The organism is Desulfobaculum bizertense DSM 18034, from assembly GCF_900167065.1.
GTDB lineage: Bacteria > Desulfobacterota > Desulfovibrionia > Desulfovibrionales > Desulfovibrionaceae > Desulfobaculum > Desulfobaculum bizertense.
On the sequence record NZ_FUYA01000002.1, the window covers coordinates 380,854 to 397,998 of the forward strand.

At 45.0% G+C, this 17,145-nt stretch carries 13 protein-coding genes; 2 read left to right on the plus strand and 11 right to left on the minus strand.

The features are described from left to right. Nucleotides 1-38: 38 nt before the first annotated feature. The 6 genes from B5D23_RS04505 to cas6 form a co-directional block, all read right to left on the minus strand. Nucleotides 39-1,499: a hypothetical protein gene (locus tag B5D23_RS04505; protein ID WP_078684215.1), complete on the minus strand. Its 1,461-nt coding sequence runs from the start codon at nucleotides 1,497-1,499 to the stop codon at nucleotides 39-41. After that, nucleotides 1,492-2,439, minus strand: a complete 948-nt coding sequence (gene csm4 / locus B5D23_RS04510) for a type III-A CRISPR-associated RAMP protein Csm4 (RefSeq protein WP_078684216.1) — start codon at nucleotides 2,437-2,439, stop codon at nucleotides 1,492-1,494. The genes B5D23_RS04505 and csm4 overlap by 8 nt, the downstream gene beginning before the upstream one ends. Before the next feature lies 1 nt (nucleotide 2,440). Next, nucleotides 2,441-3,151 carry a type III-A CRISPR-associated RAMP protein Csm3 gene (gene csm3 / locus B5D23_RS04515; protein WP_078684217.1) on the minus strand — a complete coding sequence of 237 codons (711 nt, stop codon included), beginning with the start codon at nucleotides 3,149-3,151 and terminating at the stop codon, nucleotides 2,441-2,443. Nucleotides 3,152-3,156: 5 nt separating this feature from the next. Then, nucleotides 3,157-3,624 (minus strand): type III-A CRISPR-associated protein Csm2, encoded by a 468-nt coding sequence (gene csm2, locus B5D23_RS04520; protein WP_078684218.1) that lies wholly within the window; start codon nucleotides 3,622-3,624, stop codon nucleotides 3,157-3,159. Between the two features lie 10 nt (nucleotides 3,625-3,634). Continuing rightward, the gene (gene cas10 / locus B5D23_RS04525) at nucleotides 3,635-6,034 is read right to left on the minus strand and encodes a type III-A CRISPR-associated protein Cas10/Csm1 (RefSeq protein WP_078684219.1); all 2,400 of its coding nucleotides are present in this window, start codon (nucleotides 6,032-6,034) and stop codon (nucleotides 3,635-3,637) included. Nucleotides 6,035-7,094: 1,060 nt separating this feature from the next. Next, nucleotides 7,095-8,045, minus strand: coding sequence for a CRISPR system precrRNA processing endoribonuclease RAMP protein Cas6 (cas6, locus tag B5D23_RS04530; protein ID WP_159445911.1), 951 nt, complete (start codon nucleotides 8,043-8,045; stop codon nucleotides 7,095-7,097). 121 nt (nucleotides 8,046-8,166) lie between these two features. On the opposite strand from cas6, the gene B5D23_RS04535 reads away from it, so the two are divergent. Together B5D23_RS04535 and B5D23_RS04540 are read left to right on the plus strand one after the other, a co-directional pair. Next, complete coding sequence (locus B5D23_RS04535; RefSeq protein ID WP_159445912.1) at nucleotides 8,167-8,562, plus strand: hypothetical protein; 396 nt, start codon at nucleotides 8,167-8,169, stop codon at nucleotides 8,560-8,562. Nucleotides 8,563-8,636: 74 nt separating this feature from the next. Further along, complete coding sequence (locus B5D23_RS04540; RefSeq protein ID WP_078684222.1) at nucleotides 8,637-9,722, plus strand: DUF6765 family protein; 1,086 nt, start codon at nucleotides 8,637-8,639, stop codon at nucleotides 9,720-9,722. A 204-nt stretch (nucleotides 9,723-9,926) separates the two neighbouring features. Here B5D23_RS04540 and B5D23_RS04545 read toward each other — a convergent pair whose 3' ends face one another. From B5D23_RS04545 to B5D23_RS04565, 5 genes are read right to left on the minus strand one after another with little or no spacing between them, the layout of a single operon-like run. Continuing rightward, on the minus strand, nucleotides 9,927-10,337 hold the full coding sequence (locus B5D23_RS04545) for an SMI1/KNR4 family protein (RefSeq protein WP_078684223.1): 411 nt from the start codon (nucleotides 10,335-10,337) through the stop codon (nucleotides 9,927-9,929). Nucleotides 10,338-10,359: 22 nt separating this feature from the next. Beyond that, nucleotides 10,360-11,070 carry an HNH/ENDO VII family nuclease gene (locus B5D23_RS04550; protein WP_078684224.1) on the minus strand — a complete coding sequence of 237 codons (711 nt, stop codon included), beginning with the start codon at nucleotides 11,068-11,070 and terminating at the stop codon, nucleotides 10,360-10,362. Then, entirely contained in the window at nucleotides 11,067-14,246 is a 3,180-nt protein-coding gene (locus B5D23_RS04555; RefSeq protein ID WP_078684225.1) for an ATP-binding protein, read from the minus strand. Before B5D23_RS04555 ends, B5D23_RS04550 begins: the two co-directional genes overlap by 4 nt. An 8-nt stretch (nucleotides 14,247-14,254) precedes the next feature. Beyond that, nucleotides 14,255-14,863: a hypothetical protein gene (locus B5D23_RS04560; protein WP_078684226.1), complete on the minus strand. Its 609-nt coding sequence runs from the start codon at nucleotides 14,861-14,863 to the stop codon at nucleotides 14,255-14,257. Next, nucleotides 14,853-16,931: a GTPase domain-containing protein gene (locus B5D23_RS04565; RefSeq protein WP_078684227.1), complete on the minus strand. Its 2,079-nt coding sequence runs from the start codon at nucleotides 16,929-16,931 to the stop codon at nucleotides 14,853-14,855. Before B5D23_RS04565 ends, B5D23_RS04560 begins: the two co-directional genes overlap by 11 nt. Between the last annotated feature and the right edge of the window lie 214 nt (nucleotides 16,932-17,145).

Genomic DNA, 17,145 nt, shown 5'->3' on the forward strand with positions numbered 1-17,145 from the left:
GCTACCCCGGGAGACATTCTTCCGGGGCTTTTTGTGCGCTAGTTCTTACCGAGAATTTCTTTGATTTTTTTTAGCTTGGGCTTTTGCTTTTTGCTTATTTTCCCAGAAGTTTTGCGATTCCCGCCTCCGCTCTCAACGCGTACCCAGTAGTCCCACAGTATCTGTGCCGCTCGGCGCGTATCTTCTTCGGACGCGTACCCATCATTTTTGATGCGCAACCATACCTTGTTTTCGATACTGCTCTCTTCGAACTGTAGCTCTTCTAACTCCCTGAGTTCACGCTCTTCATCGGGAAGCTGAGCGAGCATTTCCTGATGCTGTCGTTCTTTTTCCTCTTCTGCCAGTCGTTCAGCTTCTTTCTGTTCTCGTTTCTGAGTTTCTACTTCGAGTCGATCTCGCCGCTCTGCGTCAGCTTGGCGGGCCTGTTTTTCTCGCGCATTTTGCAGCTCTACCCACTTGGTGTACTCGTCCTTTTCGCAAAGCTGGAGCCGTACCCAGCCGAAAGGATACCGTTTGTTTGCTAAGCCTCGGCTTGTGCCCCATTCAGACGGGGGTGTTTGGGGTTCGAAGCTTTCTTTGTGTGAATGCTGTCCGATTCGGAGCAGGGCGTCTTTTTCTCCAAGTTTATCAAGAAGAGGGTCGATGCGCTTGAGGCTGTCACCGACTGCAGAGGCCTTGTCTTTGGTATAGAATGTGTCTCGTTCATGTTTATACCGGACGAGACTAAATTCTCGGCACTTTTTAAAGAGTGTGGAAATGTCTATCTGCACCCTGCCTTTTTCAATGCGTGGATTCCATGCCCCTGTTTTGTCTTTTTCTTCCAGACAGATGCGACCATAGCTTGAGAATGCTTTAGTGCCGCTGCTGATTTCTCCTGCCAGTGCTTCGCACACACCCATCGGAGAATATTTGCTCTGAGTTTTTCTGTTGGGGCTGTAGCTTTCGGCGGTAAATATCTGTCCTGCTTCGACAGGGAAAACACAGTCAGATACGGAGAGGCCGTGCATGAGGATTTTGAAATTTGCAGGGCTACAGTGAGGGAGATTCGCCTCAATAATCGTGCTCAGTGCCCCCTTGAGACTTGAGCCGGGTACAAGGAAATCATGAGCGAGACCAGAATGCAGGGCTTCTGAGATACAGTAGTTCCCAAGCTCTTTGCCCTCGTTAATTTTTTTGAAATAGTTGTCTACTTCACTTGTCCCGTCCGCGCTGCATGACATGTGAAAAGAGGCGTAGTTGTCTGGTGCCTTGCGCGTTTCATGCTGAATTTTGCGGCGGATTTCTTCCCATTTGCCAGCATCAAGCCATTCTGCAAGTTTTTTTTTATTCTCAGGGTATTCAATCCATGAGTCGAGATCGAGGCGATAATAGATATATCCTTGGCGCTCGCCATCGCCCAAAAGCAGATACTGTGACGGGTCAAGCAATTCTCCTGAGCCAATGTGAACAGGTGTCAGGATGTCGAGCCGGAAATAGTGGACGTGCTGCGGTTTAGGCATGGGAGACTCCTGTGGCAAGCGTGCAGGGGAGAGAGAGCCGTGCTGTGACATGCACAAGGCGTTCATCATAATGGAGATTCCGTAGCACTGGGCTTCCGCAGGGGGAGGAACTGAGGACTGCACCCTCTTTTATAGCGAGGAATGGCTTTTTGAATGCTTGTCCATCGGCGCAGGCGCTCCCCACGCGACCGTGCTTGAGGAAGGTCTGAAATGTCCCTTCAATCCCAGACATGTCTTGCGCGGACAAGACAGAAAGACAAAGCTGGTGCGTTCCCTCAGATTCCAGCGCTTTCGCATCGAAATCCTGATCGCGCGTAACGGAAAATTGTCCTTTACCCGTGCTCGCCCGTTTCCCATATCCCCAGCGGCCTAGATTGTTGAGCAGACTTTCCAGTTCCTCGGGGTTCTTTGTCCGCGCGTAGAGGTCAAGAGCCGTCCCCTGCGGATAAAAAGTTTCCGTTGTGGTGTAGAGCAGTCCATCTATGGCGCGCTGTGTTTCGCGATCTATGGAAACATGAGACATCGTCTGCGTTTGGGACTCGATGGGGCTGTGTTCACTCTCTTTTTCAAAAAGCGAGAAAAGCCCCGCAAGGGAAAGCGAGTCTTTGCACTTTTTCCAGTGCTCCAGAGGAATGAAGCGCTGCTTGCGGAATTTTTTGAAGGCAGAAATTCGGGTAATGAGTTCAGGTCCGCATTGTCCCTGGGCCATGGCGCTTCGTTTGGGTAGAGGAAGGCAGGGCATAGGCAAAGTGTTTTGCGGGAATGCTGAGCTGAGCAAAAATTCTGGAGAGTCAGTTTCAAATGAGGCGACGCATTCCTTGAGTCGTGATTCTCCATCGCGCAGTGCGATCAGGTTCAAAAGCATGCCCGTGATGGTGTCGCTACGGAGTGGCGTTGCAAAGGGTGATTGAGGGAAAAGCTGAAAGCGGCACAAGGGCATCTTAGCGCTCCTCGTCTACGGCTTTAGCTTCGGGGTCCTTGCGTAATTCATCTATGCTTGTTGGCTTGTCATCAAACTGGAGGTTCTCAAATTGGACCTGCCCATATCCTCGCGTTCCTGAGCCTCCCAAGGCGTCCATTTCGAGAAAATGCAGGCTCTTGCCAAGTGCATCACGGGTATCAGCAAGCTTATCATCTTCAAATTCGCGGATGACGATTTCAAAATTGAAATGAACTCCCGCCGGAACACGCTCTACGGTTCGAGGGTTAGCCACAACCGTTCTTTTTCCTTTTATTATTTTGGGCGTAATCGTGTTTTCGTGCTTGAGTTCCATCTCAAGGCGTCCGCCCTGAAATTCTTCCCTGTCTGTTTCTGAGAGCTGGGCATCACGGAAGATCAGTCGGCTCGGGCCGTTGCTTGGGGTTTTGGTGTTGCTGCTACCAAACAGCCTGCAAACTGTGCAGTCCCCGCAGCCGCATGGAGTGTTTTTCGGGTCGTCTTCTCCTTTGAGATCTGGGGCGTACATTTCCAAAAGAGAGCGAATTTTACCCTTGAGAGAAGAACCCGGAATGTATGGTTCTTCTGTGACTGGATTTTTGATAATCGGGTTTTGGGCGCCACCGATTTTGACTTCATCGTTTCCCGCGCCAATATGCAGGCCTGTGACCAGTCGGATTTCGCCAGAGAGGGTATGGAATTTTTTAAATTGCATGGTGGTTAGCCCCTGTTTTTGTATGAAAAGAAGCCCAGAACAGCCTCAAAGTGCAGCAGAAATGCCCGAAAATCTTCAATGCTGGTAATCTGCTCTATGCGCTTGTCGAGAAAGGTGCGGAAAGCCGGGGTAAAGCTTCCATTTTCTCGTGAACTCGCAAAAGCGACACGTGCGCGAAGGAGCTTGATGTGGGGCAGAATCTTTTCAAAAGCTGTGCTCTTGTCCTGTTGGTATTGGCACCGAAGCTGGCGATCGAGTCGTTGAACTTCGTTGTAAAAGCGTCGAATTTGCGTGTTCTTTAATGCTCTTTCTTTGCAAAGAACCTGAGCTATTTCCTCTGCGTTTGTGCTCAGGAGCTTTGTAAGCTGTTGACAGTTTTCACTGTCATTGTGAGCTGATGGGAAAAGATTCTCTTTGACGAGTTCTTCCATCGAATTTGACGTATACGATTGTGTGGTGTTTGAATTCCCCATTTTCCCCTCTCTATTCTTTTCGCAGACGATATAATGCGCAGCTCAGCGGCAGGCGTGCGGTAATAAGCTTTTTATGGTCGGTCATGAGTGCGCTCAAGAGCTTTTCCTCTTTGGCCGTCAGATATTCAATGTCCTGCTCGCCAGATTCGCTTTCCCCTTGCTGTATGTGCGGCTCAATATGCCGGGCAAAATTGTAGTGCATCCGTGATCGGTAGATGATGTGTTCAAGCTTTCCCTCGCAGTAAACACGCCGTGCCTCCTGCGAGTAGTGAAGCAGACGAAAGATGCTTCCCATGCTGAGTTTGCCAGTCCGAAGCATGGATTCGAAAAGTTTTGCCTCCTCAAGCCGCTCTGGGAAGTCCTTCCAGCTCTGCGTGATGTCAAAAAGCGTGACGGCATTTTTCTGAATGACCCCGCTAGAATCCCCTCGCCATTCTTTGGACCGCTCTAAAAGCTCTTCTGCCTGTTCACCCAGTGTTCGCATCGGGACGTGCGGCTTGCTGATGGCAATGCCTGCCGAAAGCGTGATGCACGGGTTGCCGCCAACATATCTTTTGAAATCCTCAGCGAGAATTTTTGCGAACTCCACAATGTTGTCCCACGGGCCAAGAAGAAAGAGATCGTCGCCGCCTGCAAAAACAACGTAAATATTCGGGAATTCGTTTTTGATGCGCTGAACAAGCTGATAGGCAAAAAAGTGGTTCATCATGCGCGAGAGCGCCGCGCTGTTTGCAATGGATATTGCCTTACCAAGCCCGGCACTAAAAATGAGACCGAGATTGTCCACGTCTGCCTTGAGTGTCCCGAGGAGCGCCACGCCCACAAGCGCGTTTTCCTGCGTTTCTGGATCGCACTCCATGTGCCGCGACTCTTCCGCAAGCATGCTCAGGTTTTTGGGTTCATCCTTTTTGACAGGCAAGCCCTGATGTATGAGCTGTTCCTCGTCTTTTTCGCCCAGTCCGTCTTTTTCCCAGCGCGCAATGTCTTCTTCGGTAAAGACAGGCAGATGTGCTGCCAGCGGATGAAATGCGTGGTCTTCCCGGTTGCGGATATTGCTGATTTCCAAGACCTGTGCGGTCTCCTTTGCGTCGATTTCTTCGGCAAAGCGTAACGAAATGTCATTGAAAAGAGGCACCTCATCACGGGACAGCTTTTCCGCCGTCTTTTTTTCGTAGATCAGATAGGTGTATTGCGTCTTGGGAAGCCGAAAACCGATGGTGTCAATCTGGGCGCGGCACTGCTCACAGACACGGACGTCTTTGTGTTTGAGTGTGTCGCTTTGCGGGTTCAGACGGCAGAGTTCACAAATGCCTTTTGTGTAGTCGAGATCAGAGACGGGAGAGGTGCGACTCTGCATGAGGCGGGAAAATTTATGGAGCTTGGCGCTGTCGAGCGCATCATTGAAGCGGTCGAATGCCGCGCGAAACGCTGGTCCGGAAAGTTCGTCTGTACCGAGGCAGGTGTCATAGCTCAGCGAGACGCCCAGCTCACCGTGAAAGTGGTCGAAAAGCCAGTGTTGAAGCTTCTGTTCCAGTGTGGCGAGCTGTGCTTTGATTTTATCTGTTGCCGGAAGCAGGAGCACAAAACGCCCGCCTGCATCCATGATCTGGGCGCATGGGCCAAGACCCGTGGCGTCCAGAATAGCGAGGACAACGGATTTGGTCAGAGCCTGCAAATAGAAGGAGCGTGCGCGATAGAACTTCGCGAGCCCTTTGGAATGCTCTGAGGATGCATTGAAAATATAGGACTGGATGCCGGAAATATCACCGCCGCAAAGCAGGAAAGGCGTGTCGCTGTCTTCTGCGACAAGGAGAGCCTGAGCAATGGCGCTTTGGATGCGTGCCGCGTCATAGGCGCTGATCTCATACCCGGTTGCTGTTGTCGTTCCGGGAAAGGGGACGCACCACAGGAAGTTTTCGCACAGGGAGAGAAAGGCTTTGAGAAAAAGCGGTGCGCCGATGTCCGTGGGCAGCTCGCGGAGTTTCTCGCAGAATGCTTTTGCATGATCTGGGAAAGCGCCTTTCTGGAGTGACTCGACAGGAAAGACGGCCTTGTCCAGCGTGCTGGGGGCATATATCTGCTGTTTGCCGTGCTTTGCTGTACTTCCAGAGAGCGAAATATGCTGGAAAACACAGCTCAGGTAATGGGAAGAGGCTTTGCCATCCGGAGACGGCAGGGCGGCATACTTTGCTGCCCGTTGCAGAAGCTCTTGTTCGGGGAGCGGCGTGCCATGGCTGAGAGCTTTGAGCGTGTCCCGGATGCCTTCCAGCTCCGCAGGGAGCGGGAGATTTTCCGCCCATTTTTGGCGCTCTTTTGCCAGACTGCCTGAATCTGGTGCGTGCAGGGTCAGGGCTGCAATGGCGTTCAGAAAAGCACCGAGAGTGAGCGTGTAGTGTGCGTTTGTATCCATGCCTGTGCTTTTGTATAGGTTTGGCGTTTGAATGAAACGTCTGTCTTATACACTCGGAACAGGCTGAAAGCAAAGGAATATCCCTTCTTATTCAGGGCTATGGTTGTGACGACATAGAGTCTTGGGGATATGGCAAGGGGTACGTGTCTCAATCCCTTTTCATTCAGGGCTATGGTTGTGACGGTGAACACCCTTGTGAGGCTTCGCCCTGAACACAGTCTCAATCCCTTCTCATTCAGGGCTATGGTTGTGACGAGTCTCGTGTATTCAACTGCCGGGTCTCCATGCGTGTCTCAATCCCTTCTCATTCAGGGCTATGGTTGTGACTTATGTCTGACGCTGCCGCACTCTGGCAGACAGTGTCTCAATCCCTTTTCATTCAGGGCTATGGTTGTGACTAGTCGCTGGTCTTTCTTGTCTGACTTGACAAATGTCTCAATCCCTTCTCATTCAGGGCTATGGTTGTGACTAGGGTGGACCGATTGCGCTGTATCGGTAACGGGGGCTCAATCCCTTTTGAATCAGGGCTATGGTTGTGACGCCCAAACAACTGGAGGTACAATGATAATCAAAATCTCAATCCCTTCTCATTCAGGGCTATGGTTGTGACATAACCCAAACGGGTTTGGGCAGGGCACAATGATGTCTCAATCCCTTCTTATTCAGGGCTATGGTTGTGACTACACGATAAGGTAAATGAGAATTTCAATGTCACGTCTCAATCCCTTTTGAATCAGGGCTATGGTTGTGACTGCCCGGCATTGATAATGTCGATACTATTCGGGTGTCTCAATCCCTTTTCATTCAGGGCTATGGTTGTGACATCTCGTGTGTTCAACTGCCGGGTCTCTATGCGTGTCTCAATCCCTTCTCATTCAGGGCTATGGTTGTGACCTGCGGGCCTTTTTAAGCCTTATCTGGCGCGGCTTCCGAGGCCTGTTTTCGCCAACCTGTCTCTTTTCGCTCAGATTTTCGTCCGCGCTTTTTTTTTATAGCAGCTATCCATTCAAAATTCCATGCTTTCTCTGTAACGCCGACCTCCCCGGGATTTCATGTGTGCTTAGGGTTGGCGCTGGACTGTGTCCAAAGCGTATTCCCCAAGGCCAAAGGTCGCATTTTTCCCGATATGGAGCACTGTTCCAAGCTTGAGCAGGGGCCATAAGTCGGGCGGAAGCTGCTCAATGCTGGCAGTTCCGAGAAGCCCACCAATGGACATGCTGTCATGCTGCCGGGTGGAGTAGCGCTGCTGTGCCTGCCAAGAAAGCTGACTGTTCAGGTGAACGGATTCTGCGGCTGTGAGCATATCCTTAAAAGGGATGTCGGGCGAATGACCACAGTGGAAGGTGCAGAGCAGTGAAAAGCGCCGCAGGAGCGTACTGTAGATGTCCCGAAATTGTGGGGCATGGTTGATTTTCCCTGCGGTCTTGAGCCGGAGCGGAGAGAGAAAGTGCATGTGAAGAGGCCCGGTGGGGCAGGGGCTGTGCTCAAGGTACTGCCGGGCAGAAAGGGGTGCGGGCAGAATCAGGTCTTGGTTTGGTGCAAAGAGAAGAGTGTCGCCAAGGCTGACCTGCTCAAGCTCGCACCGGCCGCGCTTGGCTCCAAGGCCATGCTGGGCAACGGACTGGAGCACAAGAATGATGTAGGCAAGGGAGCCGCACGCGGAACCGAAAAGCGTCAGGCCAAAATCGAGCTGATCTCCGGCGTGGATGCTGCGCCCAAGGCCGCGTGGCGGAGAGAAGACAAAAGGCCGGGGAATGCTGTTGTACTTGCGCATGACCGTGGCGTCGGGCGGAAGGGGTGTTTCGAAGATGCGGCTGTATGTGCAGTCCTGCCGCAGAATACAGCCCTCGCAACTCTCCTTGCGCGTGAGGCAGACCTCGCGACGGAACGCATACCCAAAGGCCCCGCGAAGCATGGCTCCAAGATAGGCCGGGACAGGAAAGTCCTCCTGCGCCCGAAACGTGAAGCGCAGAGGAAGAAATGTAAAATAGCTCTGCCAGTCCGTGTTCATGATGTTTTCTCGTGGTATTTCTGTGGAAAAACGAAGCGATGCTATAGAGAAAAACATATATTGCCAAGTGGATGGGAGGTAGATAAGTGGGGGAGCTGGAAATAATTTTTGAGGAAATGTTATGAGAAAAGATATTCGGCCAGTGTTTTTGTTTTCCGAAATGAATAAGCTCATGTCTGAGCTTCAGTTTGAGAAGCTCATCGCAGGGAAAAGTAAAAATACGACAATTCCGTATTATAGAAGAGCAAAAGAACTTATTTGCCGAGGTTTGCTTTCTAGAGGGGCCGATGCAAAAAAGGTGGATGGGGAAAAGGAGATAATAGGTGGAACATATTCTTTCTCTAGAGGAGGAACTGAAGGTCGCATTTTTTTAGTCGAACGGAATATTCAAGCGACACTCCTATGGCATGGGCCAGTAGCCTTGTATCGACAGCATTGGATGGCTTTGAGAGATGAGTTGGTGGGGCCTGTCCCATATCGGCTGTATGGAGTTGCAAATAGAATCCATAAGGCATGATGCTTATTAAGGTGATGTGAATATTGACTTTGTTTTGAAAAGGGGGTTCATAGTAAAAATAAAAGGAGATATTTATGCAGGAAGATATGCATTTTTATGGAACGTATGCTTTGGCTAAGGCTGCTGGAATAGAAAAGAGTAGTGCTAAAGAAATTGCTTACGCAGCTCAGTTTGTAGATGACTCTACTAAATGCGATAGTGACTGGCATAGTGATGGGAGCTTGCTCTACGGGATTGCGACCGCGCATTCGAATGGGCAGTGTGTTAAAAATGTGGTTTCCAATGCTGGTGATCATCAAAAGATGACAGAAGAACAGCGGCGTGTTTGGGTGCCATTTCATTTTTTGCCAGGGGCTAAAGGTTCTACTTTTGATGAGAAGCTTGTTTGTCAAAAAAATAGTTCAGTAGCACAAGAAATGATGATGCATCATGTCCATAATGGAGAAGGAAAAAGTTTTTACAAAGAATTGCTTGGGATTGCCGCTCATGTGTACTTGGACACATTTTCGCATTATGGTTTTTCTGGAATTAGCTCAGATCTTAATTCTATTAAAGACAGCTCGCTAAACGCTTTGGACGTAAAAAATACAGAGATGAAGGATTATATTTTAGGCAAGAAGGAACGTTTTTTTACCAAATATAGGAAAGGAGGGGTGGTGAGCTTTTTTGCAGAGAAGGCTACTGCCTCTCTTGGGCATGGAGCTGTTGCAACGTATCCTGATAGGCCATTTTTAAAGTGGGAGTTTGAGTATGAAAAAACCCATGGGGGGGTGAAAAAAGTGGAACATAACAACCAAGAAGACTTCTATGAGGGGAGTGAGCAACTCTACAAATATTTTTCGTCGGTTAAATTGGCAGAACTCACAGACGGCGGGGTTGTTACTGATTTTTCTGATATAGCAGATAAAATTAGAGAAATATTGGCGTTAGAAGGAGACAGAGAGGCGAGAATTAAAGCTTGGAAGGATTCTGGGCTTGTTGAACAGGACGTCGTATATGACGCTTCTGACTGGGAAAAGTCCAAAAACGACTTTCCAAGTTTAGAGCATTCAGAAGAAGTCGTAAATACTTCAGTATATAAATTCCATCAGGCGGCAGCGTACCACCGATGTTACGTTTTAAAAGAATTATTGTCTCAGCATGGAGTTGTTGTATATTAGCTTTGGTAGGTGAAAGGGGAGAGTTTGGGAATATTCTCCCCTTTTTTTTTCGTTTTTACGATTAAAGTGTCCTTTGCCCAAGGGGTGCCATAATCCTGAGTGTAAAAGTGAGCCTTGGTAGCTGTATGCCTAACGTTTTATTTGTTTAAATTTGAGCTTAGGCTATAAGGGAGGTGGGAACTTTACCTCGATTAACGGTGTCGTTTATTGAAGGCGTAGCTTCATGCAATTGGTAATGTATTCATTTAGTGAACTGGCGATTTGTTTTGGCTCTGTATTTGGCATAGATTGATAAATCAAACCACAAGAATTTTGCCAAATGATGATGCCATCGACGCCTGTAGCCTCAACAACATACATTGTATGGGGAACGCTAGAGTTCAAGCTCCATTCTTGTTGCGTAACAGAGACAACATTTCGATGTGCTGACTTAGAAATTCCTGTTAATTCAATTCCATCAGCCAGAATTGCACCAAAAGATGATAAATAGGTTTTGTACTCTTCAGAAAATTTAATTCTAAGCTGAAGTTCTGCGTCTGTTATTTCAGTGCTTGAGGCAGCTTTTAATGTAATTAGCTTAGGCAAACTTTGGATTGTTTTTGTGATTGTTGCCATTAGTTGAGTCCCTCATTTTGAGTTAAGCTCGCATTTCCCAGTGCGTTCTTCGTTCTATAGCCCATGTATTTCCTTCTCCGTGTACCTCTGTTGCGCATGTATTGTCGTGCCAAAGACTCTGATTTTTTTTCCCAGATTCATATTCTCCTGTTCGGTGTTCTTCTACGGTCAACTCTACAAGAGGTGAGTCTGCTTTTTGTCCAAGGTGATGCAACTCGATTGGTTTGCCCGTTTTGTTATCTAACGGAGCTTGCCCGCGAGCTATCCGATCTTTATTGGAAATACCATCGTCATCGGTGTAGTCAAGGTCTATGTCCTCTTTGATTAAGCAGTTGCGACCGTCGATATTGGCTTCTTTTAAGTTGGCATTTTTGAGAATCTCGTACTGTGCCATATTGTTAATATTTTCTACAATGTCTAGAGACCAGCCTGTTTCTTCCTGTATTTTTGTTTTTTCTTCGTCGTTTAAATTTTCTGCTTTAGAGATGCTCGCTTCAGAAAGATGGATATCTGTGTTTTCTTTAAATCCAGATACATTTTTTGTAGTAATCTGTTCCAAAAGTTCAAGACGAGTGGTGTTTTCGATAAATGCTATGTCTGGGATTTTAATCTGATGAGTGCTGTTTTTTTCTAAAGACGTGGGAAGCTCTTGAACAACAGATTCTTTTCCTTCGAGAGGATGGATAGGTCGTTCAGCTCCTTGAATTGAAATTATATCGAAACCAAATGTCATATGGCGTGACCTCCTTTTACCGCAGTAACAATTTCATTCAATGTCTTAGGAGAAATCTGTGTAAAGTATTCTTTTACTGAAGATTCAATGTCTGTTTCTGCTGTGAGTGACCTCTTTATAAGTAAGGTGACATTTTGTTTCGAAAACTGATTTATATTTTGAGTATAAATTTTAGATAAGAGATCTTTTATAGTGGATGCTTTTCCTGGAGTAGGGCTGTAAAGCATGCCTTTGAGTTCTGTGGCGAGATTGTCTGTAGGTAATTTGTTTGCACAATAAAGGCCCCGGGTGATCATCTTGATGAAAACTGAAGACATATATTCTGCAATAAGTTGCGACGAATCATAGCAAAGTATAAGGGTAACGCCTCTTTGACGAAGAGTGCGGGATATTTTGTCCATCGAATTAAGGCAAGCAGATACACAAATATTTTGTGGCTCTGTAAAAATCGTGTTCAAAAGTGAGAGCGTCGTACGTTTTGCATAATCGTCTGTGCCAAGAGCACTGTGAATCTTTGATAAATTAATTTTGTTAAAGCGATTATTGTTTTTGTGGTATAGCACTTCATCACTAACGAAGACATCAAGACTCTGAGGGGATCCGTTGTTAGAATGAAGCTTGTTGGATATTTTAACAACTGTTGGCAAAGACATTCCTTCTTTGTGGCAAAAAGCATATCCAGTCTCAAGCGAGCCTAGCTGTAATGCGCCTTCAGTTGATATTCCAATTGTGTTCGCAATAGTCTGCTGATCATCTGCCGAAACAATTCGTTGAACTATTTTTGTTGAAGAATTTTTAATGACATCTGGAGCAAGTTTCATCGGAATTTGTTCTGCGACAATAACCCCTTGTCCATATGAGCGCATTTCTGCAATCATATTTGTAAAATGTTCAACAGCTTTCCCTTTTGGGTTGCCAACGGTCTCAGAAGAAGATTCTGTGTCCGTATTTTTAAGTAGTCGATGTGCCTCTTCGATCACTAACAAATGTTTTAATTCAGTGGCGTTATTACCTGCAATTTCTTTAGCAATTTGCTGATACTCATTTATGAATATTACTAGCAGTCCAACGCTAAATGCTTTGTCCGAATCATCTGCTAAGCCTTCTAATTCAAATACAACTTTTTGTCTAAGTAGGTCTGAAAAGTTAAGGCATTCTGATGTATTAAATGTGAAACCCTTTGCGCCAATGCATAAGTTCTCTAGCCGTACTTTTATTGCTGTTTTGACATTTCCAGCTACCTCACCGTCATATTTTAACTCTTCTTCAACGTAACGTGCTATTTCATTTTTTAGTTCCTGCATTGTTGGGAAGAGATATTTATGAGAGTCAAGAGCGTATTTTTTCTTCGCAAATTCAATATTGAAAAAATCTGTTTCACTTTGAGTTTTTGCCAACATTGGGTGAAATCCTAACGTCAAATCCCATCCTTTATTTTTATATATCGTATGCAGGCATTTTTCTAATATATAAGGCATGGGTCCATAGAAAGAAAATGATGCGTTAAAAAGGTCTTTTAAATAGTCGATGTGTGTCTGTGGGCTAACTCCTGGCATAATATAAAAAGGGTTAATTTGTGGGCAATTAAGCTCGGGTTTCCCTAAAGTATATATCGAATCAACAGTTGATAAATTTCGATATTCCTTTTTTGCAGACTCAATAACCAAGAATGGTTTTTGGGCTTCCGCGAGAATTTTTTTAACGGTTGTAGTCTTGCCACTTCCTGTGATCCCACAAACAAATGTGTGCTTGTTGAGGTCTTGCTGTGTTAACGTGAATGGCATATTTTTAAAGGTGTTCTTGCCGTCAGCGATGTGCCCGATTTCAATAGAACTGAGATTTGTGAGGCTCCTAGACATAGGGTAATTTTTTTCAATTCGGAGTTCAAAATCTGGAACGCTTTCAACAGGAGGCGTGCATAAGAGACTTAGTTCTGCAGTATTTATATATGAACAAAGTGGATTGCTTTTATCGATTCCCAAGAAGTGTGGGATTTGTACGATATTTTCACAAGGCGACGTTGGCTCAAACGCGAGTAGAGGGAGCTTGTCTGGGTCTGGCTTCGATAATTCACCACACAAGCACGCTTTGATAATATTTTTGGAAACTTCTGAATCGGCGGAATAGGTGATGGCTGTTTGCCATAGGCCATTGTTTTGACCACATTTTAGTCGCTCTATTGCTTTGTCGGCATAATTCATTAATTCAAGCGCAAAACCATTTTGGATGTCACCTGAAATAGTATTTCCTTGAGTTATTGCTTCGGAGATAGAGTCACTATATCCTTCTGAATGTGTTTTTCCGCCACCGATGATTGTGCCAATAAGCGTTCCTAGTCCTGCGCCAGCCGCTGTGCCTGCCATTGTGCCGATGGCTGGGAGTGCTACCGTGCCGATGAATCCTCCTGCTAATGCTCCGACGCTTCCCCCGATTTGTCCTGCTGTACTACTTTTCCCATCATTGACATTTGTTGTATGCGAAGTTGTGTCTGAGTAGCTACTCGATCGAGCTACATTTCGTTTGCTAACAGCGAAAGCATTGTCTTTAATTGATACTAGTTTAGAAATATTTTCTGCTACAGATTGCGTCGACTGCGGTTTTGCTAGAAATAAAAGGGTGTAGTCCTGTCCATTCAGACTCCGCATTACGGATGATAGGCTAAACGTTTGTTTCTGTTCGCGAAGGTAAATTGAAGGAATACCAGACAGGATGCCAAAGCTTCTCTCTTTCTTGGCTTCCTGTGAAAAGTTAGGGCGATAGCGTTCTATTCTAATGCCTGAAAGCATTCCCTGTGTAATTCTCTTTACACTTTCCGCATCTCCACTTGAGTATACGCCAAGTACTAAGTTTGTAATGCCATTACGGCTAATGAGACCGTATCCAAGGGAAACGTTTATAGAGTGCAACGCTGTGAAGAGCTTTTTTATTTTCGAGTTAACGATTTCAAATGCGTTATCTACTGTTTCTGCGGTGCAGCTGCTTAGACGGAAAAACGTCATTCCATCGAGTTGAAGGGTGCTCTCTTTATCTAGAAGTGAATCTACTCTGTCCCTATTAACGAGATATGCAGGATACACAAGGCGTAGAAATTGGTCTGTCTCTTGAGCAACAAGTTGAGTGTCGTTAGAAAACTCAGCTATAACAGAGTGTTCTTTTTGGGGGAGTGTAGTTTCCATTTTTAGCCTTAAAGAGTTTGTTTGATTTCTTCAACACGTTTATGAAAATACTTCTCCACTTCATCAAACCAAGCGAGATACTGTTGCTGTGCTTCGGCAAAATACTGGTCGAGCACTCGAGAAAATCGTTTTTTATTTTTATTTGGTTCAATAACGAAGTAGTCCAAAATCGCTGAACCAATAGCTGCTGCAAAGAGCATCCCGGCAGGGATGGGGGCAAGGCTTGAGGCAGGGATTATAAGTGCTGCTCCTATTGCACAGACTCCACCTCCAGTTTTCATGGACTGTAGAAAACGGGAAGCTTCCTGATATTGAATAGATTGCGTTTTAAATTGATACTTGTCGAGTATCTCTTGTTGAATGTCCAATGCATAAAGAGCATTCTGCCGAGATATATCATCAGAAAAGAAAGGACTTTGCATTGTCTTTTTTTGTAAATCAAACAGCATGTCGCTAAGCATTGTTTTGCTGCGAGATGAGGTCTCAGAGTTAATCCGTTGATATATTTGGGAGATGGCATCTTCCGTTGAAGGATTATTTTCTATTATTCTTTGGGTTGTTTTTTGAAGCTTTTGAAACATATGTTCAACTTTGGGCTCTATAATTTTACTGTACATTTTTTTCAATTCCTCCCTTTATTTTTTCTGCATCTGATTGAGCCAACGATGTCTTCTTCATGAAGATATTAAATTGCTCAATGATTACCAAAAGCTGTTCTGCTGTTGCTTTTTTCTTTTCTATGGAATCAAGCTCATCCATTTTTATTAGAGCATTTTTCTCCAAGTCATTTCTGTATCGTTTTCGTATGGCAAATGTAAAATCAAGTAGAAGCCCAACGAGGTCGCTTTGTATAGTATCTAATCGCTCAGTAATGCTGTTTTTGATGAGATTGAAATGTTTGTTTTGCGAGTATTCTGAATATGTGTGTGTTTTTTTGAATGTTGCACCGTCTTCATAAGACCGTTCTATATAAGCTTTTGAGGCGTTTGATTCTTTAATGTCTTTAAAAGTCTCTTCAGTAAAGTTAGGTTGTAGTGTTATAGATGGAACAGTGGTGCCTTTGCTTAGTGTTATTAATTCTTTGTCAAATTGGGAAACTATTTTCTTTGAAAGTGTCGTTGTTAAGTCAATATAGTATTGTATCTTTTTTTTTGAAATTTCTTCTAGCTCTGTAAAAGCTCGATCTGAGCGAGGGTTGATTTGTGACACTTCTTCTGAGAATGACGCTATCTCTTTAGTTGCTGATTGGGAAATGATTCCCTCATCACCGATAAATTGTTTCGTCACTTCATCAAGTTTATCGTATAATTTGTTCTCGATTTTTTTTATCTCCTCATTAACACGTGTAATTTTTTTAGCTAATTCCCGTGGGTCTTCTGCCTTTTTACGGAATGAGTCTAAATTACAGGCAAGATCATTATCTAGCTTAGAATAAATAGTGCAGATGGAGTCGAGTAATAAACTGAGCAAAATATAGTGAGCTTTTCTCCCAAATGTTTCTAATGCATTATAGACAGCATTGAAGTTGGATTTTTGTTGGAGAGCCTGTATGAAATCGCCTTCACCTAGAAAACCGTTTGTTTCTTGATAGGCTGTTAGTGTGAAATCATCGAGCGTTCCGAGTTTGTTTAAGCGGCGAAGTTCAGACTCAACATCAGTAATTTTAGAAAATTTTTTGGCATAAAGTTCAGCTTTACTATCAATGAAAAGAATATTTTCTTTGTTTAGATTCTTGAATTGTTGGTATGCTTCATTTTTTAAACGATGTAGATCATTTGATGGGACGTCTGTGGTTCGTGTAAGGGCAAGGAATAATGCGTTTTTATTTCGTTCGAGAGTCGTTTGATGCATAAATTGTTCGAATTGAGTAGATTCGAGGGCTTGCCCTGAGATCGATTTTAAGAAAATAATTGCATCAGCATTTTTAATATACTTTGACGTTATTTCTGCGGCTCCACCTCTGGCGCAAACCCCAGGAGTGTCTATAATCTCAATTCCATGCATTCCTTTTCCCAGAGGGAAAAAAACTTCAATATTAGTTACAATATCTTTCCAAGAGTTCTTTTTTACCTCGATGTAATGACGGATTTTTTCATTGTATTTGCGGGAAGGTAAATTATGAATGTTAGCCGCTTGAACTTCGGGTGCATTTAGTAGATCTTCAACCTCATTTTTCTTAATGACGATCTGTTTATTTTTTTTCTTGGCTCGTAATCCAGATTTTATAAGGATTTCACTATTTATTATTGGGACGGGAATGTCTCGATAGTTGTCATCTAATGCCCCATTTTCTTTAAGAAATTTTTTTGCAGCAGAGCCTTCTATTGTCTCATGGGGCCTCCCATCTGCATACGTTGCCTCAATACAAAATTTTTCACCATGTTTTACTTTTATGATGGCGCTTGTGCACTGCTTGACATCCATCGGTAAGAGTTCGGAGCCTAAGTAGGCATTAATGAAAGTGGATTTTCCACTTTTAGATTCTCCGGCAATTACTAAGCTAAAGCGATCTTCTCGTATTTTTTTTGCCATGTTGCGGATGTTACGGACTAACGGATCTAACCGCTCTGCGGGGTTTGGTATTTGGGATTGTTGAGCATAATCTTCGATTTCTTTCATTAAGCCTTCAATTTTTTCATATGAGTTGAGTGCTTCTTCTTTTCGTGACTGGTAATCTGTAATCATTATTTGATCTCTTTGTGACGTTTGGTTTGTAGCAGGGCTGTTTTGAGGAAGATATATCGATGATCATATATCACTGATTTGTTTCGGCATAAAGTCTCTTTGTGGCAACCCCCTCGTTTCATTTTTTATGTTATGGAAGCCAACGAGAAGCTCGTGAATGAAGCGAGGCAGGCTTCGAAAAGGCGAGCCCCGCAGTAGAAAATGGTTTGGACTA

Excerpts from the sequence above, each read along its gene's own strand:
- B5D23_RS04505 (WP_078684215.1), bottom strand. The coding sequence starts at position 1,499 with ATGCCTAAACCGCAGCACGTCCACTATTTCCGGCTCGACATCCTGACA.
- csm4 (WP_078684216.1), bottom strand. The coding sequence starts at position 2,439 with ATGCCCTTGTGCCGCTTTCAGCTTTTCCCTCAATCACCCTTTGCAACG.
- csm3 (WP_078684217.1), bottom strand. The coding sequence starts at position 3,151 with ATGCAATTTAAAAAATTCCATACCCTCTCTGGCGAAATCCGACTGGTC.
- csm2 (WP_078684218.1), bottom strand. The coding sequence starts at position 3,624 with ATGGGGAATTCAAACACCACACAATCGTATACGTCAAATTCGATGGAA.
- cas10 (WP_078684219.1), bottom strand. The coding sequence starts at position 6,034 with ATGGATACAAACGCACACTACACGCTCACTCTCGGTGCTTTTCTGAAC.
- cas6 (WP_159445911.1), bottom strand. The coding sequence starts at position 8,045 with ATGAACACGGACTGGCAGAGCTATTTTACATTTCTTCCTCTGCGCTTC.
- B5D23_RS04535 (WP_159445912.1), top strand. The coding sequence starts at position 8,167 with ATGAGAAAAGATATTCGGCCAGTGTTTTTGTTTTCCGAAATGAATAAG.
- B5D23_RS04540 (WP_078684222.1), top strand. The coding sequence starts at position 8,637 with ATGCAGGAAGATATGCATTTTTATGGAACGTATGCTTTGGCTAAGGCT.
- B5D23_RS04545 (WP_078684223.1), bottom strand. The coding sequence starts at position 10,337 with ATGGCAACAATCACAAAAACAATCCAAAGTTTGCCTAAGCTAATTACA.
- B5D23_RS04550 (WP_078684224.1), bottom strand. The coding sequence starts at position 11,070 with ATGACATTTGGTTTCGATATAATTTCAATTCAAGGAGCTGAACGACCT.
- B5D23_RS04555 (WP_078684225.1), bottom strand. The coding sequence starts at position 14,246 with ATGGAAACTACACTCCCCCAAAAAGAACACTCTGTTATAGCTGAGTTT.
- B5D23_RS04560 (WP_078684226.1), bottom strand. The coding sequence starts at position 14,863 with ATGTACAGTAAAATTATAGAGCCCAAAGTTGAACATATGTTTCAAAAG.
- B5D23_RS04565 (WP_078684227.1), bottom strand. The coding sequence starts at position 16,931 with ATGATTACAGATTACCAGTCACGAAAAGAAGAAGCACTCAACTCATAT.